The sequence below is a fragment of the Microbacterium sp. PI-SA-G genome, from assembly GCF_057215335.1.
In genome coordinates this window covers 2,965,596-2,982,858 of record NZ_CM170103.1, presented here as the reverse complement: position 1 = coordinate 2,982,858, position 17,263 = coordinate 2,965,596, and the positions used below count along the sequence as shown (strand labels likewise).

Here is a 17,263-nt window from a genome sequence, read left to right as displayed (position 1 = left end):
TTTCGTCAAGCGAGCGGGCTCAGAGCGAGCGGCGTCGCGCCCGCGAGCGCTCCCGGGCCCGGGGCAGCACGGGTGCCGCGACGGCGCTCCCCACGCGTCCGACGAGCTCGCCGACGCCCTCGACCACCATGCGCACCTCGTCGCCCTCGGCGAGCGGAGGCGGTGTGAGTCCGCCGTTGCGCCCCCACAGCTCGCCGAGGCATCCACCGTTGCCGACCGTGCCACTGCCGAGCACATCGCCCGGCACGACCCGGGAGTTCCGCGACGCGTAGGCGACGAACTCGGGGAACGGCCACCCGGCGTTCGAGACCAGGTCCTCGCCGATCAGCTCGCCGTTGACGAAGACCTCGGCACGGACGGCGAGGAAGCCGTCGTCATCGAGGAAGGGTGCGAGCTCGTCGGCGGTGACGATCCACGGGCCGAGGCTCGTGCCGAAGTCCTTGCCCTTCGCGGGCCCCAGACGCACCTTCATCTCGCGTGCCTGCAGATCGCGCGCCGACCAGTCGTTCATGATCGTGTAGCCGAAGATGACGGATGCCGCCGCCTCCGGGTCGAGGTTCGACTCGCCGACGCCCGGGGCACCGCCGATCACGACCGCGAGCTCCAGCTCGAAGTCGAGGCGTGCGGTCACGGGCGGATGCATCACGTCGTGGGGTCCGAGAACGGTGTGCGGGTTGGCGAAGTAGAACGTCGGGGCGTCGTACCACTCCGGCGCGACGTGGCTGGTGCCTTCGACGCCTGCGCTCACGCCCTCGACGTGCTCCTCGAACGCCACGAAGTCACGGACCGAGGCGGGCACGAGCGGCGCGAGCAGCGTGACCTCGGCGAGAGGCCGACCCGCGGATCCGCGCATCTCGTCATGCAGCGCGTGCGCGGCATCCAGTCCTGCAGCGAGCACGTCGGCCACCCCCAGCCCGCGGGGGAAGGCGAGCACGCGGTCGCCCTCCACGAACCCCTCGCCCACCTGCTCCCCCGCGCGCCAGCGTGCGATCCTCATGCGCGCACCCGGTGTTCGAGCAGGCTCGCCGCGTTCGTGCTGAGGATCCGTTCGGTGATATCCGGGGCCAGCCCGGCGTCGCGCACGACCTCGACCGGGCTGTCGAGCCCCATGTCGAACGGGTAGTCGCTGCCGAGCAGCACGCGGGACTCACCCGCGACCGCGACGAGTCGCTGCAGCGCCTCCGGATCGTGCACGACGGTGTCGAACCAGATCTTCGACAGGTAGGTCGACGGGGCGTGCGCGCACCGCTGCGCCTCGGGGCGCACCCGCCAGGCGTGGTCGGAGCGACCGATCGCGAAGGGCAGGTAGCCGCCGCCGTGCGCTGCGACGATCTTCAGTGCAGGATGCCGATCGAGCACCCCCGCGAAGATCAGGTGCGACAGCGCGACGGCGTTCTCGACCGGCTGCCCGACCGTGTTCGAAAGGTAGAACCGGTCGAGCCGCTCGTCGAGGCTGCAGCCGAACGGGTGCAGGAAGATCACGGCGCCCAGCTCGGCCGCCCGCGCCCAGAACGGCTCCAGCCGCTCGTCAGAGAGCTCGACGTCGCCGGCGAACGACGAGATCTCGACGCCCGCGAGTCCGCGACCGAGCACCGCGTCATCGAGGCATTCGACGATGCGCTCCGGATGCTGCAGCGGCACCAGCCCGAGGCCGATGAGTCGCTCCGGCGCCTGCGCCACGTGCTCGGCCACCAGACGGTTGGCCTCGTTCGCGGCCCAGACGGCCAGTCCCTCCGGAGCCCACGGAGAGAAATGGTTCGGCGAGGCGCTGACCCACTGCACGTCGACGCCCTGTGCGTCCATGTCGGACAGCCGCTGCGCCACCGAGGTGAGTTTCGGAATGCGCGAGCCGACCATGGGCCCGGACACCGCGAGGCTCTCGGCCCCGTTGCGCGTGAGTTCGAGCGCGGCGGCCTCGCGGACGAGGTCGGGCACACGTCGCTCGATCTCGGCCTGCAGCGAGGGCAGCAGGACGTGCGCGTGGACATCGGTGATCATGCCGGCGTCGCCATCTGCTGCGCGATGCGGAAGATCAGCCCGCCGGCATCGGCGTCGCGGTCGTGGTCGAGCTGCCACTGGCCGAGCTGCACCGAGGCGTCGACCACCGCCTGCGCTCGCGGCACGCGTCGGGCGTGGAACTCATCGAAGAGCGCCTCGTCCACGGCATCCCGCGTGGTCAGCAGCTCGGTGAGGACGAACGCGTCCTCGAGCCCCTGCGCCGCGCCCTGGGCGATGGTGGGAGGGCAGGAGTGCGCGGCGTCGCCGATCACCACGATGCGGCCACGGTTCCACGGCGCCGGCACCACGTGCTGGGTGAACCAGGTGTAGTTGGCGGGAGCGCCGGCTTCGAGGTCGGCGCGGATCGAGGCCCACGGGCCCTCGTACCCCCGCGATGCCTCGAGCATGATGCGCGCGGCCTCCTCGTCGGTGACCCCGACGCGGTCCTGCGCGTCCTCCACGAGGAACGCGTACATCGTGTCTTCGCCGGTGGGCGTGTAGCCCGCGATGTACACCGGTCCGCCGTAGTAGAGCTCGGAGCGCTCGACCTCGGCCGGACGCGACACGAACGCGCGCCAGATGCCCATGCCGGTCGGCTGGGGCTTCGTCTCGATCCCGGCCAGGGCACGGACGGCGGAGTTCAGCCCGTCGGCACCGACCAGCAGGTCGTACTCCCCCGCTGACTCGCCGTTCACGTGCACCTCGACCGACTCGGCTCCCCGCGCGTCGACGCCGGTCACCTTCGCACCGAAGCGGATGCTCGCCCCGGCCGCCCTGGCGTGGTCGAGCAGGATGCGTGTGAGGTCGGCGCGCGGCATCCCCATGGCGGCCGGATAGTCCGGGCCGCCGGTCTTCACGTCGGGCAGAGCCGCGACCACCGGCGCACCGGGGCCGGGCGCCCGCAGCGTGAGCCCCTCGAACGGGTAGCCGGCGGCGCGGATGTCCTCCCACGCGCCGAGGGCGTCGAAGACCCGCAGAGCGTTGCCCTGCAGTGAGATGCCCGAGCCGAGCATGGAGGGCTCGGCCTTCGCCTCGAAGACATCGACCGCCACCCCGGCCTTGGCGAGCTGGATGGCGGTGGCGAGTCCGGCGACGCCGGTGCCGGCGATCGCGACCTTTCGGACTGCGGTCATGAGCAGAACCTCCCTGTTCTGAGTGAGCGATGTGATGCGGGTCTAGAGGATGGCGACGGGGTTGACCGGCGAGCCGACGGCTCCGGTGATCGGCAGCGGCGGCGCCGACAGCAGGAAGTCCCACCGTCCGCGCTCCGCGCAGGCCTCGGCGAGCTCGTCGAGGTTCCACATCTCACCGATCGTCAGGCCGAGGTTCGGGATGACGACCTGATGCAGCGGCTGGAATGCGGGCACGTCGAACTCGTTGGGACGCACCTCGAAGCCCCAGGTGTCGGTCGCGATCGCGGCGATCTCGGTGCGGTGCAGCCACCCCGCGGTCGTGAGCGAGAGTCCGGGCGCGGGTCCGCCCGCGTATTCGCCCCACCCGTCGCGCCGGGTGCGCGCGTACTGCCCTGTGCGCACGACCACGATGTCGCCGCGGCCGACGGCGCTCGACGCGCCCTGCGCTGCGATGGTGGCTTCGAGGTCGGCCACGGTGACCGCGTGCCCGTCGGGGAGCTCACCCGTCTCGGGTGCGAGGTGACGGCCGACGTCGAGCAGCACTCCGCGCGAGACGATGACGGCTGCCGCGTGCTCGATGCCGGTCACCAGGTCGCCCTCGCTCGTGACGACGTTGCCCGCCCGTCGCCCGTTCCAGGCATTGCCGTGGTCGAAGATGTGGCCGAGGCCGTCCCACTGCGTGGAGCACTGCAGCGGCATCGCGATCACGTCGTCGGCACCGCCGATGCCGTGCGGGAAGCCCTGGTTGCCGCGCTCGGCGTCGACCCCGGTGTCGGTCATCGTGTGCACGGGGTTGGTGCGGCGGCGCCACCCCTTCTGCGGCCCGTCGGTGTCGAAGCGCTGCGAGAGCGAGATGACGCGACCCGACGACACCAGCGACGCCGCCTGCATGCGCTTCGCGGCGTCGATGAAGTTGAGCGTGCCCAGCACGTCGTCGTCGCCCCAGCGCCCCCAGTTGCGGTAGGCGGTGGCGCGCGCGACGATCTCGGCCTCGGGGTCGTGGCGGTCGAGGTCTGCGGGGTTCTCGGACGGCGCCGACATCAGGACTCCGCGCCGGTGCTCGGCGCCACGCAGCGCACGACCTGCGTGCCCAGGTTGGCGATCGTGCCGGTCATGACGTCACCGTCGCGCAGGAAACGCTTCCAGTGCTGGCCGTTGCCGGCGGGACTGCCGGTGAGCAGCAGGTCGCCCGGGTACAGCGGGTGGGTCTGCGATGCGCCCGACAGCAGCGCGGGGATGTCGAAGAGCAGGTCGCTGGTCGAGGCATCCTGCATCGTCTGCCCGTTGAGGTCGAGGCGCACGGATGCGTCACTCGGCGAGACGAACGGGGCGGGAACGAGGAAGGGACCCGCCGGCAGGAACCCCGGAGCGTTCTTCGCGCGGTACCAGTCGGTGCCGATCTCCTTCATGTCCTTGCGGAACACGAGGTCGCGGGTGGTGACGTCGTTCACGATCGTGTATCCGGCGATGTGATCCCACGCGTCCTCGCGGGACACCTGGAACGCTTCCCTGCCGATGACGAGGGCGAGCTCGAGCTCCCAGTCGTGCACCTCGCTGTAGGCGGGCAGCACGAGCGGCACGTCGGGGCCGACCACCGCGGCCGGCAGCCCGATGAAGAAGTAGGGCTCGCCGTTGGCCTTGCGGTCGTCCATCATCTTCGCGGCGAAGGCGCGGGCCTCGTCGGGGGTGCGCTCAGTGTTCTGCGTGAGCCCCGCAGCGACCAGCTCGATCACGTGCTCGCGGTAGTTGGCGCCGGTCTGCAGCACCTGGCGCGGCTCGACCGGCGCGGTGAGGGTGACGTCGGCGAGCGGGACCCAGGGGCCGTCCGCATCGACGAGCGCCTGCAGGCGGTCCCAGTCGGGGGCGGCGAGGAAGGCGTTGAGCCCGTCGGCGCCGAGATCCTCGGGCGAGAGGGGGCGGATGCGGTCGCCCGCCGCGAGACCCAGGCGCGCGCGCCCGTCCTCGCGGTAGCGTGCCAGGGCGAAGGGGGCGTCGGGGGCTGTCGTCGTCATCGTCGGTCGATCCTCTGTCGTTCAGTATGGCGTCGCGGAGGGTGCCGGGGCGGACGGCGGCGTCCGCCCCGGCGGAGCGCTCAGCCCTGGCCGTGCTTGGCGTAGGGGTTGAAGAGCGCGTCCTTGATCTCGTCGGGCACGCCCTCCTCGGTCGCGCTCGGGCCGTCGGCTGCGGGGAACGACTCCGTCATCGACATCGGCATGGCGCCGTTGCGATAGAAGTTGTTCGAGCCGAGCGAGGGCTTCCACGTGTTGGGCTCCCAGTCGGGCACGTAATTGCGGTATCCGCCGGTGTTGAGCTCGATGCGCAGGCTCGACGGCTCGCGGTAGTAGAGGAAGGTCTGCTCGCCGATGCCGTGGATGTTGGGGCCGTATTCGATCGGGATGCCGTTCTCCATGAGCGTGTCGGCGGCGATCAGCAGCTCTTCGCGGGTGTCAACCCAGAACGCGTAGTGGTTGATGCGTCCGGCCCGGGTCGAGCCGTCGAGCACGACGCCGAGGTCGTGCGACTTCTCGTTGGTGGTGAGCACCGAGAACACCGAGATCGGCGCCTCGTCGAGGATGGTCTTCGCCATGATGCGGAAGCCGAGGACCTCGTTGTACCAGGCGGCGAAGTCGTCGACGCTGCTGGTCGCGATCGTCACGTGGTCGAGCTGACGCGGAGCACCGGCGACCTTCGAGCGCTTCTCGGGGCGGTCGGGGTAGATCGATGCGGTGGACCCGGCGGCCTGGTGACGCGTGACGTCCCAGTGCAGAGTCATCGAGTGACCCCAGGGGCCCGTGAAACGGAACGCACGGCCGATGTGGGGCACGTCGTCGAGCCATTCGCCGTCGATGCCGGCGGCTTCGATGCGCTTCGCGGCCTCGTCGAGGGCCTCGGCACTCGAGGTGCGCCAGGCCATCGTGGCCAGCGAGGGCTCGTCGCCCGGCACGACCACGAGCGAGTACGCGTAGTAATCGCCCCAGCAGCGCAGGTACACGGCACCGTCCACACGGTCCACGACGGTCAGTCCGACCTGGTCCTCGTAGAACTTCACCGACGCTTCGACGTCGGGGGTGGTGATCGCCACGTAAGAGAGGTGGGAGAGCAGCTTGATCATCTTCGATCCTTTCGTGGGGGCTCTGGGACCTGCCCCGCGCTCTACTTTCGTCGGATGCTGACTATTCAGGAATCCCGATGTGGCTATGCGCGGGATCAGCCTCGTTTATCCCGCCGCGGTCACGCCAGCCGCGAGCGCGGCGTCGTGCCGGAAGTCCCGCAGGTCCGTCGGCGGCGTCGGCGCAGCGAGCGCGGCGAGCGCCCGGCGCAGCGCCTGACGCTCCGACGATTCGCGCCGTCGAGGTCGGCGCAGCACACCGTCGCCCGTTGCGATCTCGACGGTCGCGACGTCGCTGGCCGCATCGAGTTCGACCTCGACGCGCGATTCGCCGACTGCCAGCGCGCGCAGTCGAGCACCCCCGCTGCCGATCAGGACGGATGCCGTCACCGACGCCGCGCGCGTGCTGACCGGCTCCTCGAGCAGGGCGAGCATGCCGTAGGCAGAGCTCGCTGCGGCGCGCAGCTCGAGGTCACCCCCGGCGAGGAGGCGGAGCCAGCCGATGGCGTCACGCAGCACGTCGGGCAGTTCGGATGCTGGGGCCACCGCATCCGCCGTCACGTGCCGCGCGGGGTGGTGCCCATTCTTTTCGGACACGGAGGTTTCGGAAACGGCATCCGCGACGAGGTCGGGTCGCAGCCGGGGCCGGTCGAGCAGGATCGGAATCCGACCTGTCGCCTGGTTGAGCGCGGCGAGTGAGGCATCGTCGACGGTCGTCGGATCAGCGACCACGAGGGCGACCGCCCCCGCCTGCAGGGCTCGCCGGCAGCGCTCCGGCCAGCCGCGCGAGCCGTCGACGACAACGATCGCTCCGGTCGCCGCCTCGACCGTGCACGTGCTCAGCGGCAGCTCGGCCGTCGCCGTGCGGTAGCGCGGCAGGGTCGCGTGCACGCCGATCATGACCGCATCCCCTCGCGTACGGCCTCGGCCGCAGCATCCGCCAACTCGATCGCATAGTGCGCGTCGGCCAGCATCTCGTCGTACTCGACGGCCTCGGCGCCGTCGACGAGTGCCGCGACCGCCCTCCACTCTGCGACGTACCCGTCGTCGGGCAGGGGTGGGTACTCCGACACCCGGCCGTCGACGTGGCGCACGCGGGCGCGCGCACTGCCGTCGTGCACGAATGCCGGCGGGAACTCGATGTCGATGAGGTCGCGCGCGGTCGACACGGCGAATCGCCACAGCGCCTCAGCCCCCGACGGCACCATGACAGCCGTGAGGCGCACGAACACGCCGCCTGCGAGGAAGCCGACGCAGTAGCCGATGGGAGCGACCGGGCGGGCGAACACCACGCGGTCGAGCCGCGGGGCGAGGTCGCGCAGCAGCGGCAGATCGTGGATGCCGAGGCCGAGAAGCAGCTGCCGCACGACTCCGGCACAGACGTCGGGATCGCTCCAGTCCGGGGCCGGACGTGCGGGCGCCGCCCCCGGCAGCGACTCGGTGACGACGTCGTGATACCGCCCGTTCGGAGGAAGCGAGACTGTGATCGACACAGCCCGAACCGGTGCCCGCTCAGCGGCGATGTGGTGCCGCGCGCGCCCCCACGCCGGGTCGAACAGATGGTTCGTGCCGACCACGAGAGCGGTGCCCGCGCGTCGACACGCCTCGATCACCGCGTCGGCGTCGTCGTGGGTGAGCGCGATCGGCTTCTCGCACAGGATGGTGCGAACGCCGGCGGCGACCGCGGCCAGGATCTGGCCGGCGTGCTGGGCGGGCGGCGAGCAGATCGCGACGATGTCGACCTGGGCATCCGCGAGCAGTTCGTCCACACCGGACGAACTGCTCGCGGCGGACCGCGCGGCGAGCGCAGACGCCCGACCGCTCCCCCCGTCGGCCACGTGCACGACCCGGAACAGCTCCGGGAGGCGATCGAGCGTGGGCAGATGCAGCGCTGACACCCCCGGTCCCGCGCCGATGACTCCGACCCCGTACATCATGCGCTTCGCCCCTCGTCGTGACTTTTGCTCAAACCATACCTAAGTGCTTTCGTCGGCGACAATAGACGGCGCGATGAACGCGGAAACCCGCGGGGCCGTGTGAAGATCAGATATGGCCAGTGAGTCCACCCTCCGTTTCGGCGCGCAGACCGACGAGATGACGAGTCTTCTGCGCATCGTCAATCTGGTGCGGACGGGCGAGGCGACCACTCGCCCCGAGATCGGTCGGCTCACGGGTCTCGGCCGCGGCGTGGTGACTCAGCGCGTCGATCACGCGATCGAGGTCGGGTTCCTGCAGGACGGCGAGTTCGCGCCGTCGTCGGGCGGCCGAGCGCCGCGCACCCTGCGATTCCGCGCCGAACGCGGCCGGGTGATCGTCTGCGCGCTCGGCGCCCTGCACATCCACGTGGGCATCGCCGATCTCGATGGGGTGGTCCTCGACGACTCGCACCGCGCGTGGGACATCGCGACCGGCCCCGAGAAGACCCTCGATGAGGCGATGTCGATGATCGACGGGCTGCTCGCGAACGACACCGACACCCCGGTCTGGGCCATCACGGTCGGCGTGCCCGGCCCCGTCGACTTCGCCTCGGGCCGCCCCGTCGCGCCGCCCATCATGCCCGGCTGGGACGGATACGACATCCGCGCCCGTTTCGAGGAGCGCTTCGACGCCCCGACGTGGGTCGACAACGACGTGAACATCCTCGCGTTCAGCGAGCGCGAACACCGTGCGAACGTCGAGATCGACCTCATCTACTGCAAGATCGGCTCGGGCGTCGGGGCCGGCCTGCTCTCGCGTGGGCGCGTGCACCGTGGGGCCAATGGCGGCGCCGGCGACATCGGACACGTGCGGGTACGCGATTCGGACGAGCCCTGCCGCTGCGGCAAGATCGGCTGCCTCGAGGCCGTGGCCGGTGGATGGGCGCTGGTGCGCGATGCCGAACGGGCCATCGCCGACGGGGCATCGGGCTTCCTCGCGCAGCAGGTCGCCGCGGGCGAATCGGTGACGCCCGAGGCCATCTCGCGCGCGGCGAAGGACGGCGACGCCCTCGCGATCTCGCTGATCCAGAGGTCGGCGCGCGTGGCGGGTGAGTCCATCGCCACGCTCGTCAACGTGTTCAACCCCGCCGTCATCGTCATCGGCGGCGCCGTGGCGGCGGCAGGCGAGCTGTTTCTCGCAGAGGTGCGACAGCGGGTGTACGAGTTGTCGCTCCCCCTGGCCACCCGCGACCTGTCGATCGTCAACTCGCAGAACGATCCGAAGGAGCCCCTGCGCGGCGGTGCGGCTCTGGCGCGCGAGGAGCTCTTCGACGAGACCTTCCCCCGGTGGTTCGCGGAGGGACGCCCGACGGTGGCGCGCATCCGCGCGACCGACTGACGCTGCTCCTTCACGCCTTCCCGCACTTCTTCCTAAATCAGACATAAGCCGGTATGGTCTGATCTGAAGTCGAACGAGAGGGCGTCGAAGACGATGCACGAACCGCAGCACCGGTGGACGACCGCCCCGCGACCCGGACGCACGGCGCGCGATGCTTGAGGCCCTCTTCGACGACGCGCTCGCACGGACCGACACCGGCGTGACGCTGCGGATCGCTCTGCCGTGGATCCGCTCCCTGCCGCTCGCGGCCGTGACCGACGTCGAGCTCCGGATCGACGACGAGGAGATCGTGAATCCGGCGGTGATCCTCGGGGACCGACGGATCGCCCTGCCCGATCTGTCGCACGAGACGGGTTGGTGGTTCGTGCAGGACCGCCTGCCGCTGCACGTCGACCGAGTACTCGCCGCCGGCATCCATGCGGTTGACCTCTCGTTCCGCCTCGCCGTCCCGTACCTGCAGGTCCGGCCCGACGGCCCGCTGATCCTTCCCTTTCACTTCGCACGCGACCTCGTCGCCACCGCGCCTCGTTCCGCCGCAGTCGCGTCCCGCGATGTAGCCTGATCGGAAGCCACCACCATGACGATCACCCTTCCCGCCGGCTGGACCCTCGCCGCGAGCGCGTTCAACTGGACCTCCGAGGTCATCCGCGCGGAGCGTGCGGCTTGCGACATCGCCACGGGCATCGTCGCCGACGGCATCGCCTCGGTCATCGAGGTCGAGCTCGGCCAGCTGTGGCGCTCGTACCCGGCGCCGACGGATGCCGAGGCCGAGGCGCTGCGCGACGCCCTCGCTGCCGCCGGCGGCTGGGTCGGCATCGTCGGGGCCAGTATCGACGACTGGGAGCTGCCGTCCCGCCGCCGCACCGAGGCGGAGCGGCTCGCCTTCCTCCTCCCCCAGCTGCGCGCCGCGCACCGACTCGGCGCGATCGGTGTGCGCCTGCCGATCGGGCAGGCGGGGCCCGCCCTTCTCGCGGAGCTGCTCCCCCACCTGCACGACCTCGATCTCGTGCTGTTCGAAGAGGCCCAGGGCCGTCAGACTCCGTCGGCGCAGGCTGCCGAGTACGACGCCGTCGCCGCGATCGACGACCCGCACGTGCGGCTGCTGATCGACATCAGCATGCTCATGCCCGAACTGCCGCCGTCGTACCTGGAGCAGCTGTCGCGGGGAGGTGTGCCCGCCGAGCTCGTCGCACGGCTGACGCACGAATGGCAGGATCCCGCCACGCTCGACGCCGTGGTCGCGCTGCTGCGCCCCGGCGCGGTGCCCGCCTCGGTGCACACGCTGTACATGAACATGCTCGTGCGGTTCGGGCGATCCGACGCCGCGGAGCTACGCGAGGTCCTGCCGCTCACAGGCGCATTCCACCTCAAGTTCTGGGACCTCGACGACACCGACTCCCGGGTCTCCGCCCCCATCCGCGACCTCGGCGCCGAGCTGGCGGGGCGCGACTTCACGGGCACGTTCACGAGCGAGTGGGGCGGCCTCGAGTGGCTCGACGACGACGCGGGCGTGATGACGCGGGCGCACCTCGCGCTGGCTCGAGATGCGCTGGGCGCCGGGGTTGCCGCGACGGTGTTTGGCCCTGGCGTTCGCTGACGGAAAGCGCGCCGGGCCGGACCCGCGTCTTGTACCCTCGCGAGATGAGGACTCTTCGCCTGGTCGCTGTCGCCGGGATCGTGACGGCGGGCGTGGTGACCCTCGGCGGATGCTCCGTCGTCGACGCGGTGATCTGGGGACCCGGTGGCGCCGCGGTGATTCGTTCGACGGAGAGCCTGGTTCAGGACATGTCGTCGGGCGATGCATCCGACCTCATCTGCGACGACGCGGTGGCGGACTTCGGGGCCGCCGAAGACTGGCAGGGCCTGTCCGCAGGCGAGCCGGAGCGGTTCCACGCGGACTACTGGGATGAGCAGGCTCCGCTCGACCCCCAGTGGAACATCAACCTCGAAGGCCTTCCCGAGGGCGCGGTTCCGGGCGACGAGTTTTCCGGCGACATCTTCTACCGCCAGACCGATGAGGGCCTCTGCGTGATCGACGTCGCGTGGGCGACCCTCGAGTCCCAAGGATGACGTGGGCGGGTAGCGCGGGCGGGTGCAGTTCAGTGCGGTGGGGGCCTATGCGGCCGAGGTGGGGACGACCGTCACGGTGACCGCCGAGGCGCAGAACAGCGACTATGAATCAGGGATCGCGCATATCGACGGGGAGGCGTGGCACATCCGCACCGCGCGAAACACCCCGACCAAGCCCGGCGCCTTCGTGGCCTTCTGGCGGCGCGATGTGGACGGAACGACGACACCGTTCCGCAATGACGATCCCGCGGCAGGTCTCCTCGTATTCGTGGAGCAGCAGGGAAGGCGTGGCGTGTTTCGCTTCACCGCCGCACATCTCGCCGAACTCGGGATCACATCCGGACGCAGAGCGGGCAAACGGGGGTTCCGCGTGTATCCGACCTGGTGCACGGGATTGAATCGTCAAGCCACCACCACACAACGTGCTCAGGCGTCTGCGTTTCGGGAGTACTGAGCTGGGGATGGATAGGTTGAATCGTGGGGTCTGAGGAATCGCGCTCATCGGTGTTGACGAGGCTGCTTCAGGAGATCGAGCGCATTCGGCCGAAGAGTCGGATCCTCGTCGCGCTGGACGGTTTCGACGGCGCCGGGAAGACTCATCTCTCTGCGGAACTCGCGGACCTCGCTCGCACACGCGAAGGAAGGCCTGTCGTTCGCGTCAGCATCGATGGTTTCCACCGACCGAAAGCAGAGCGAGTAGCCGCTGGCTCGGGGCCTGAAGGGTTCTACAAGGGTTCCTACCGGTACGAAGCTTTCCGCAGCTACGTCGTGGACTCTCTCCGAGCTCGCGGTTCAATCACCCCGGCTATCTGGGATGTCGCTCGCGACCAACCCGTCGACCCTCCGCAGATCGAAGTACCTGCGAGGGGGATCGTCCTCGTGGACGGGATCTTTCTCCAGCGCCCGGAACTCAGCGCGGTATGGGATGCAACGGTTTGGGTCCATGCGCCCTTCGAGGTCAGCGTTCCGCGCGGCAATGCTCGGTTTGCGGGCGATCATGACCCCGATCCTGAGGCTCTTTCCAACCGAAGATACGTCGGTGGGCAGCGTCTCTATCTTGCCGAAGCTCGACCTGACGAACGGGCGACGTGGATCGTGAACAATACGCTTCTCGACCAGCCGACACTGCGCCGAAGCTCTGCGCAGACATGGGTCGCCTGCAACTCGACCCTCGATGAAACCCTCCACCGAGACGCCTCGGATACCGACGCCTAGCACCGCGTGCCTCGATACGGTATCGCTATGACGATGCGCCCTCTTTCGGTAGCCGACCGGCCGTTTCTCCGGGAGGCCACTCTCGCGAACATGAACTGGAACGAACCGCGCTTCACGTTCGAAGACGTCGACGATGCCCCCGAAATCTCGCACTACTTCACGAGCTTTCCATCCGGCCGCGACTTCGGGCTCGCGTACGAATCCCAAGGTGTGGTCAAAGCCGTGGCCTGGCTGGTGTTCCTCCCCGCCGACGACCCGGGATACGGATTTGTCGACGCGGACACGCCTGAACTCAGCATCACGACACTCGCTGCATCTCGCGGGCAGGGCAGCGGTAGCGCACTGCTTTCGGAGCTGATCAGCCAGGCCCGCAGCCGCGGCCTCATCGGCATCAGCCTCAGCGTTGAAGACGGCAACAGCGCGCGGCGCATCTACGAGCGAGCCGGCTTCGAGGTCGTCGGACGCAACGGAGGTTCCGACACGATGTTGCTCACGCTGATCTGAAGAACCCCTATCGGCCTCGCGGCCGTCTGCGTCGGCCAACAGCGTCGGTAGGTGGCGCGTCTTGCAGTATTGGCGTGAACCCAATCAAAGGAATCGAGCAATACGGATGTGAGCCCCGATAACGAAGTTATTGAACGCTCGGTCCGCGAACCGGCTGTGTTCGAAGCCGTGTATGCCCGACATGCGACGTCGGTGTATCGCTATGTCGCCCAACGACTGGGCGACCATGCCGCAGAAGACGTGATGTCCGAAACGTTCCTTGTGGCGTTTGACCGACGTTCGGCATACGACGTGACAGTGCCGAACGCGAGGCCCTGGCTGTTGGGCATCGCGACGCGGCTCATGCACAAACATGCCCGCCTGGAAGCGACCGCCTGGAAGGGCGCGTCCGCGGATCTCGCTGCGCAGATCACCCCGGACTTCATCGAACAGGCCGGTGCGCGTATCGATGCCGCGCGGCTCACTCGACGGTTGACGAAGGCTCTCCGGCGGTTGCCCGAGGCAGACCGCGACACCCTCCTGCTCTACGCGTGGGGAGATCTCGACTATGCGTCGATCGCGCACGCCATGCAGGTGCCGATCGGCACCGTGCGTTCGCGACTCAATCGCGCGCGGCGAAAACTACGCCACGCCGCTGCACTGACATCGATCGAAAAGGAGACGGATCATGGACGAACTGACGCTGCTCCGCAACACGCGTGACGATTCCCGCGAACCGGACCCCGAGGTCCTGGCTCGCGGACGAGCCACCCTCGCCGCACGGATCGATAGCGAAACGCCGGTCGCGCTCTTCTCACAGTTGGGCGAGGGAATCACGTTTCGCCCCACACCAGCACGTCGACGTCGCCGTCGCGCGGTCGCGTGGGCTGGCTTCTCCGCTCTCGGTGCAGCCAGTTTGACCGTCGCGCTTGCGGCCACCGACGTATTGGGGTTTGCCGACTGGAACGGCGGAGCCGATCCAGCCGCGGCGAGCGTGCTCCACTCCGCCGCGGACGCCACCGTGAAGGTCAGCGACCCGATCGTCGGCCCCGGCCAGTACCTGTCCATTCGCACCGACGGAACATTCAGCACCGTGGGAACCCTGGAAATCGACGCCGCGAGAATAAGAGCGAACGGTGGGGAGATCCAGCCCTCCGACGACGTCTCCATCATCGAGGACTATCACGACGAACTCTACGTGCCAGCCGACCGTCACGAAGAGTGGATATGGATCCAGTGCGAAAGACAGCCGGTCCAAACATTCGGGCCCCGTTCGGTAGCCTTCGCGCAGCAGCAGACAGCGACCTACGACGAGCACGGTTCGCATATTGTCCGGCGATTCCCGGGGGGAATCACCCCCGGCGATCGCAACTTCACGGGCTACCAGACGCCGACGAGCACGAGCGTCGATTATGACGCCCTTCCGCGTGAGCCGGCCGAGCTTCTTGACGAGATCCACGAGCTGAACGGCAACTCGGGGCAATCTCGCGATGGGCAGGCTCTCGAATGGATCACCAGTGCCCTCCGACACGGGACAGCACCCGCCGATTTTCGCGCGGCGCTCTACAAAGCAGCCGCAGGAATTCCCGGCGTGAAGATCACGGACCAACAGGCGACACTCAACGGAACGACAGGTATCGCGATCGGACGGCTGGAACCGGCCGACAACGTCCGTTACGACATCATCATCGACCCCGAGACAGGGCAGTTCATCGGAGAGCGAGCGATCACCATGGACGGGTACGCCAGCTTCCCCGCGGGCACCATCACGGCTTGGACTGCCGTGACCACATCAGTCGTCGAGTCCGCACCGACCGACACAGCAACATGCGACGGCTAAGGAGCAACGACGTGAACGTCTACGAGATCGACCCAGCCGCACTCGTGTTGCCACCGACCCAATCCATCAAGATCACGCCACATTTCGACGAGCTCCACCTCGACGCCTCCCACACCAGATCGAGCTGTTATACAGAACTGGACCACGCCGGTGGCACTATCCAATCGCAAGACGTCGACGGTCGCACAGCGCAAGAAAGCGACATCGACCAGCGTGGGTAGGCTCGCATTCGCACGATGAGAGGGGGAACGATGATCAGCCGAAGGATTCTTCCCGTTGCTGTGACTGTGGCGGTACTCGTCGGATGCTCCGGATGCGCGACAGTTCCCGCCGCTCCGACGACCGTTGGCGAGAACTACCCCGGGACCTGCCTGCCGCCCGAGTTCTCGTGGCCGACGGACTTCTTGGAGTCCCTGCCGAGCGAGTCGGACGCTGTGGGTGGGAGCATCGTCGGTCTGAGACTCGAGTACGTCGATTCGCGATGGGTCTGGCGACTTCGCAGCGTCGACTCCCGACACGACATGTTCGGCGAGCAGGAAAGCGACCCGAGTGACGGCCGAGAGTCGATCGTCGATGTTCGGACCCTCGAGACCCTCGCCTCACACGAGGTGGAGCTCACTGAGGCCGAGCAGCTCTCCGGAAGCGGCATCCTCGATGCAGCTCAGCGTTCAGGTGAAGAGTGGCCGAGTCCACTGATCATCGAGATGGTGCGAACGAGGGAAGGCAGCGAGAGCAGCTGGCAGGTCACCATGTGCGACACGGCGACGAATACGTACTCGGTAGAGGTCCTGCCCTGACGTCACCCTGACCGGGCGCAGCGCACTCCCACCGCCACCGGGAGCGCAACCTAGGTTGACACAGCGTCTGTAAGCAACGTAGGTTGACGGACATGGAGTCCTCACAGATCGCGGCGGTGGCAGCCGACACCAGCGACCCGAGAGCGGGGTTGCGAGCGGTGGCGACCTTGCGCGTGCTGGCCGACACCCTGGAGCTCCGACAAGTCGAGGCCGCACTGCGTGCAGGAATGAAGTGGCAGGACATCGCCGACGCGCTCGGGGTGACGCGCCAAGCCGTCCACAAGAAGTACGCCAAACGCATCGACCCCACGATCCCCATCCTCAGGAGGAACGCATGAGCAAGTTCGTTCGCGCCGCTCAGACCAGTCAATCGCTCTCCCTTGTCGCCATGGAGGAGGCGTCTCGGCTGGGGCTTCGCACAGCAGACATCGAGCACCTGTTCCTCGCTCTCGTGGTCAGTGACCAGTCCGCCGGACGCGCGCTGCGCGATATCGGCATCGATCTCGACGTCGCCCGACGTGCCGTTGAGGAACAGCACCAAGCGCAATTGACGTCGTTGGGCATCGCGACATCCTTCCCCGAGGCAGGGCGCATCGTCTTTCACGAGACGGACGGCTACGAGTGGAGCACGCGCGCTTCCGACCTCATCGCCCGCTCTGTCAGCCGACACAAGGCCGGGGATGCCGCGGCAGTGCTTCGCGAACTCGTTTCGGAGCCCAGCGGCCTGATCGCCGAGATCCTGGAACGTCTGGATACGACACCCGATGCCGTGCTCGACCGCCTCAGCGAGCTCGACTCCCCCGGGGAAGCGACAGCCCCCACCGCAGCCGAAGTGAAAGGGCGAGCGTTCGGGTCGATGGACACGTTCGTCCCTGCACCACGGGAACAGGTGTGGCAGTTCCTGTCGGATCCGATGCGCATTCCCGACTGGGAGTTGAGCGTCGGCTCCGTTGAACTCCCGGGCCCAGACGCGACGGAGGGAACGATGTGGCAAGGCCTCGCGCCCGTGAGGCACCCCAACGGGAAGCCGGTGAAGCGCAAAGCCGAGTTCCAGCGCCGCAGCATCCAACTGGTCGCAGCACGCAGACCGGAGAGCATCGTGTGGAGCTTCACCTACCCCGATGCGCCCCGAAGCGCCCCGGTCCGCAAATGAACTGTTCCTGGTCGAAACGACCGGCGGCACGCGGGTGCGCATCACCACGTCTTGGGCTCGACGCGAGGGATGGCGGAGGCTCGTTGCACTGCCGCTGCGCCCCGCCCAGAAGTTCCTCCTGTGGGTGACCCTGCACTCGACGGCCGGCGC

21 protein-coding genes are annotated in these 17,263 nt (G+C 68.6%); 13 read left to right on the top strand and 8 right to left on the bottom strand.

Features of this window, described 5'->3' with window-relative positions; all coding sequences use genetic code 11:
• Positions 1 to 19: 19 nt before the first annotated feature.
• The 8 genes from AC2D10_RS14685 to AC2D10_RS14650 all read right to left on the bottom strand — a co-directional run bounded on the left by AC2D10_RS14685 (position 20) and on the right by AC2D10_RS14650 (position 8,177).
• A complete protein-coding gene (locus tag AC2D10_RS14685) occupies positions 20 to 997 on the bottom strand; it encodes a fumarylacetoacetate hydrolase family protein (RefSeq protein ID WP_484708728.1) in 978 nt (325 codons plus the stop codon).
• Positions 994 to 1,998 carry an amidohydrolase family protein gene (locus AC2D10_RS14680; RefSeq protein ID WP_484708727.1) on the bottom strand — a complete coding sequence of 335 codons (1,005 nt, stop codon included), beginning with the start codon at positions 1,996 to 1,998 and terminating at the stop codon, positions 994 to 996. The genes AC2D10_RS14685 and AC2D10_RS14680 overlap by 4 nt, the downstream gene beginning before the upstream one ends.
• A complete protein-coding gene (locus tag AC2D10_RS14675; RefSeq protein ID WP_484708726.1) occupies positions 1,995 to 3,131 on the bottom strand; it encodes an FAD-dependent monooxygenase in 1,137 nt (378 codons plus the stop codon). Before AC2D10_RS14675 ends, AC2D10_RS14680 begins: the two co-directional genes overlap by 4 nt.
• A 42-nt stretch (positions 3,132 to 3,173) precedes the next feature.
• Entirely contained in the window at positions 3,174 to 4,172 is a 999-nt protein-coding gene (locus AC2D10_RS14670) for a cyclase family protein (protein WP_484708725.1), read from the bottom strand.
• Positions 4,172 to 5,143: a fumarylacetoacetate hydrolase family protein gene (locus AC2D10_RS14665; RefSeq protein WP_484708724.1), complete on the bottom strand. Its 972-nt coding sequence runs from the start codon at positions 5,141 to 5,143 to the stop codon at positions 4,172 to 4,174. Before AC2D10_RS14665 ends, AC2D10_RS14670 begins: the two co-directional genes overlap by 1 nt.
• 80 nt (positions 5,144 to 5,223) lie before the next feature.
• Positions 5,224 to 6,243: a VOC family protein gene (locus tag AC2D10_RS14660; RefSeq protein ID WP_484708723.1), complete on the bottom strand. Its 1,020-nt coding sequence runs from the start codon at positions 6,241 to 6,243 to the stop codon at positions 5,224 to 5,226.
• Between the two features lie 105 nt (positions 6,244 to 6,348).
• A complete protein-coding gene (locus AC2D10_RS14655) occupies positions 6,349 to 7,140 on the bottom strand; it encodes a hypothetical protein (RefSeq protein WP_484708722.1) in 792 nt (263 codons plus the stop codon).
• Complete coding sequence (locus AC2D10_RS14650) at positions 7,137 to 8,177, bottom strand: Gfo/Idh/MocA family protein (RefSeq protein ID WP_484708721.1); 1,041 nt, start codon at positions 8,175 to 8,177, stop codon at positions 7,137 to 7,139. Before AC2D10_RS14650 ends, AC2D10_RS14655 begins: the two co-directional genes overlap by 4 nt.
• A gap of 112 nt (positions 8,178 to 8,289) precedes the next feature.
• On the opposite strand from AC2D10_RS14650, the gene AC2D10_RS14645 reads away from it, so the two are divergent.
• From AC2D10_RS14645 to AC2D10_RS14585, 13 genes are all read left to right on the top strand, one after another.
• The gene (locus AC2D10_RS14645) at positions 8,290 to 9,555 is read left to right on the top strand and encodes an ROK family protein (protein ID WP_484708719.1); all 1,266 of its coding nucleotides are present in this window, start codon (positions 8,290 to 8,292) and stop codon (positions 9,553 to 9,555) included.
• Between the two features lie 151 nt (positions 9,556 to 9,706).
• Complete coding sequence (locus AC2D10_RS14640; RefSeq protein WP_484708718.1) at positions 9,707 to 10,117, top strand: hypothetical protein; 411 nt, start codon at positions 9,707 to 9,709, stop codon at positions 10,115 to 10,117.
• A 15-nt stretch (positions 10,118 to 10,132) separates the two neighbouring features.
• The gene (locus tag AC2D10_RS14635; RefSeq protein ID WP_484708717.1) at positions 10,133 to 11,152 is read left to right on the top strand and encodes a restriction endonuclease subunit R; all 1,020 of its coding nucleotides are present in this window, start codon (positions 10,133 to 10,135) and stop codon (positions 11,150 to 11,152) included.
• Positions 11,153 to 11,196: 44 nt separating this feature from the next.
• Positions 11,197 to 11,625 carry a hypothetical protein gene (locus AC2D10_RS14630; RefSeq protein ID WP_484708716.1) on the top strand — a complete coding sequence of 143 codons (429 nt, stop codon included), beginning with the start codon at positions 11,197 to 11,199 and terminating at the stop codon, positions 11,623 to 11,625.
• Between the two features lie 22 nt (positions 11,626 to 11,647).
• Positions 11,648 to 12,079 (top strand): MepB family protein, encoded by a 432-nt coding sequence (locus AC2D10_RS14625; RefSeq protein WP_484708715.1) that lies wholly within the window; start codon positions 11,648 to 11,650, stop codon positions 12,077 to 12,079.
• A gap of 23 nt (positions 12,080 to 12,102) precedes the next feature.
• Positions 12,103 to 12,840, top strand: a complete 738-nt coding sequence (locus tag AC2D10_RS14620; protein WP_484708714.1) for a nucleoside/nucleotide kinase family protein — start codon at positions 12,103 to 12,105, stop codon at positions 12,838 to 12,840.
• 90 nt (positions 12,841 to 12,930) lie between these two features.
• Positions 12,931 to 13,344, top strand: coding sequence for a GNAT family N-acetyltransferase (locus AC2D10_RS14615; RefSeq protein ID WP_484708712.1), 414 nt, complete (start codon positions 12,931 to 12,933; stop codon positions 13,342 to 13,344).
• Between the two features lie 108 nt (positions 13,345 to 13,452).
• On the top strand, positions 13,453 to 14,046 hold the full coding sequence (locus AC2D10_RS14610; RefSeq protein WP_484708711.1) for an RNA polymerase sigma factor: 594 nt from the start codon (positions 13,453 to 13,455) through the stop codon (positions 14,044 to 14,046).
• The gene (locus AC2D10_RS14605) at positions 14,012 to 15,163 is read left to right on the top strand and encodes a hypothetical protein (protein ID WP_484708710.1); all 1,152 of its coding nucleotides are present in this window, start codon (positions 14,012 to 14,014) and stop codon (positions 15,161 to 15,163) included. The genes AC2D10_RS14610 and AC2D10_RS14605 overlap by 35 nt, the downstream gene beginning before the upstream one ends.
• An 11-nt stretch (positions 15,164 to 15,174) precedes the next feature.
• The gene (locus AC2D10_RS14600; protein ID WP_484708709.1) at positions 15,175 to 15,384 is read left to right on the top strand and encodes a hypothetical protein; all 210 of its coding nucleotides are present in this window, start codon (positions 15,175 to 15,177) and stop codon (positions 15,382 to 15,384) included.
• A 60-nt stretch (positions 15,385 to 15,444) separates the two neighbouring features.
• Positions 15,445 to 15,960 (top strand): hypothetical protein, encoded by a 516-nt coding sequence (locus AC2D10_RS14595; RefSeq protein WP_484708707.1) that lies wholly within the window; start codon positions 15,445 to 15,447, stop codon positions 15,958 to 15,960.
• Between the two features lie 92 nt (positions 15,961 to 16,052).
• Positions 16,053 to 16,298 carry a hypothetical protein gene (locus AC2D10_RS14590; RefSeq protein ID WP_484708706.1) on the top strand — a complete coding sequence of 82 codons (246 nt, stop codon included), beginning with the start codon at positions 16,053 to 16,055 and terminating at the stop codon, positions 16,296 to 16,298.
• 113 nt (positions 16,299 to 16,411) lie between these two features.
• The gene (locus AC2D10_RS14585) at positions 16,412 to 17,113 is read left to right on the top strand and encodes a hypothetical protein (protein WP_484708705.1); all 702 of its coding nucleotides are present in this window, start codon (positions 16,412 to 16,414) and stop codon (positions 17,111 to 17,113) included.
• Positions 17,114 to 17,263: the final 150 nt, after the last annotated feature.

What these genes read in the sequence shown, in the direction of transcription:
- AC2D10_RS14670 (WP_484708725.1), bottom strand. Translation starts at nt 4,172, where the DNA reads ATGTCGGCGCCGTCCGAGAACCCCGCAGACCTCGACCGCCACGACCCC.
- AC2D10_RS14660 (WP_484708723.1), bottom strand. Translation starts at nt 6,243, where the DNA reads ATGATCAAGCTGCTCTCCCACCTCTCTTACGTGGCGATCACCACCCCC.
- AC2D10_RS14640 (WP_484708718.1), top strand. Translation starts at nt 9,707, where the DNA reads ATGCTTGAGGCCCTCTTCGACGACGCGCTCGCACGGACCGACACCGGC.
- AC2D10_RS14650 (WP_484708721.1), bottom strand. Translation starts at nt 8,177, where the DNA reads ATGATGTACGGGGTCGGAGTCATCGGCGCGGGACCGGGGGTGTCAGCG.
- AC2D10_RS14675 (WP_484708726.1), bottom strand. Translation starts at nt 3,131, where the DNA reads ATGACCGCAGTCCGAAAGGTCGCGATCGCCGGCACCGGCGTCGCCGGA.
- AC2D10_RS14605 (WP_484708710.1), top strand. Translation starts at nt 14,012, where the DNA reads ATGGACGAACTGACGCTGCTCCGCAACACGCGTGACGATTCCCGCGAA.
- AC2D10_RS14645 (WP_484708719.1), top strand. Translation starts at nt 8,290, where the DNA reads ATGGCCAGTGAGTCCACCCTCCGTTTCGGCGCGCAGACCGACGAGATG.
- AC2D10_RS14665 (WP_484708724.1), bottom strand. Translation starts at nt 5,143, where the DNA reads ATGACGACGACAGCCCCCGACGCCCCCTTCGCCCTGGCACGCTACCGC.
- AC2D10_RS14635 (WP_484708717.1), top strand. Translation starts at nt 10,133, where the DNA reads ATGACGATCACCCTTCCCGCCGGCTGGACCCTCGCCGCGAGCGCGTTC.
- AC2D10_RS14590 (WP_484708706.1), top strand. Translation starts at nt 16,053, where the DNA reads ATGGAGTCCTCACAGATCGCGGCGGTGGCAGCCGACACCAGCGACCCG.
- AC2D10_RS14615 (WP_484708712.1), top strand. Translation starts at nt 12,931, where the DNA reads ATGAACTGGAACGAACCGCGCTTCACGTTCGAAGACGTCGACGATGCC.
- AC2D10_RS14630 (WP_484708716.1), top strand. Translation starts at nt 11,197, where the DNA reads ATGAGGACTCTTCGCCTGGTCGCTGTCGCCGGGATCGTGACGGCGGGC.
- AC2D10_RS14680 (WP_484708727.1), bottom strand. Translation starts at nt 1,998, where the DNA reads ATGATCACCGATGTCCACGCGCACGTCCTGCTGCCCTCGCTGCAGGCC.
- AC2D10_RS14685 (WP_484708728.1), bottom strand. Translation starts at nt 997, where the DNA reads ATGAGGATCGCACGCTGGCGCGCGGGGGAGCAGGTGGGCGAGGGGTTC.
- AC2D10_RS14655 (WP_484708722.1), bottom strand. Translation starts at nt 7,140, where the DNA reads ATGATCGGCGTGCACGCGACCCTGCCGCGCTACCGCACGGCGACGGCC.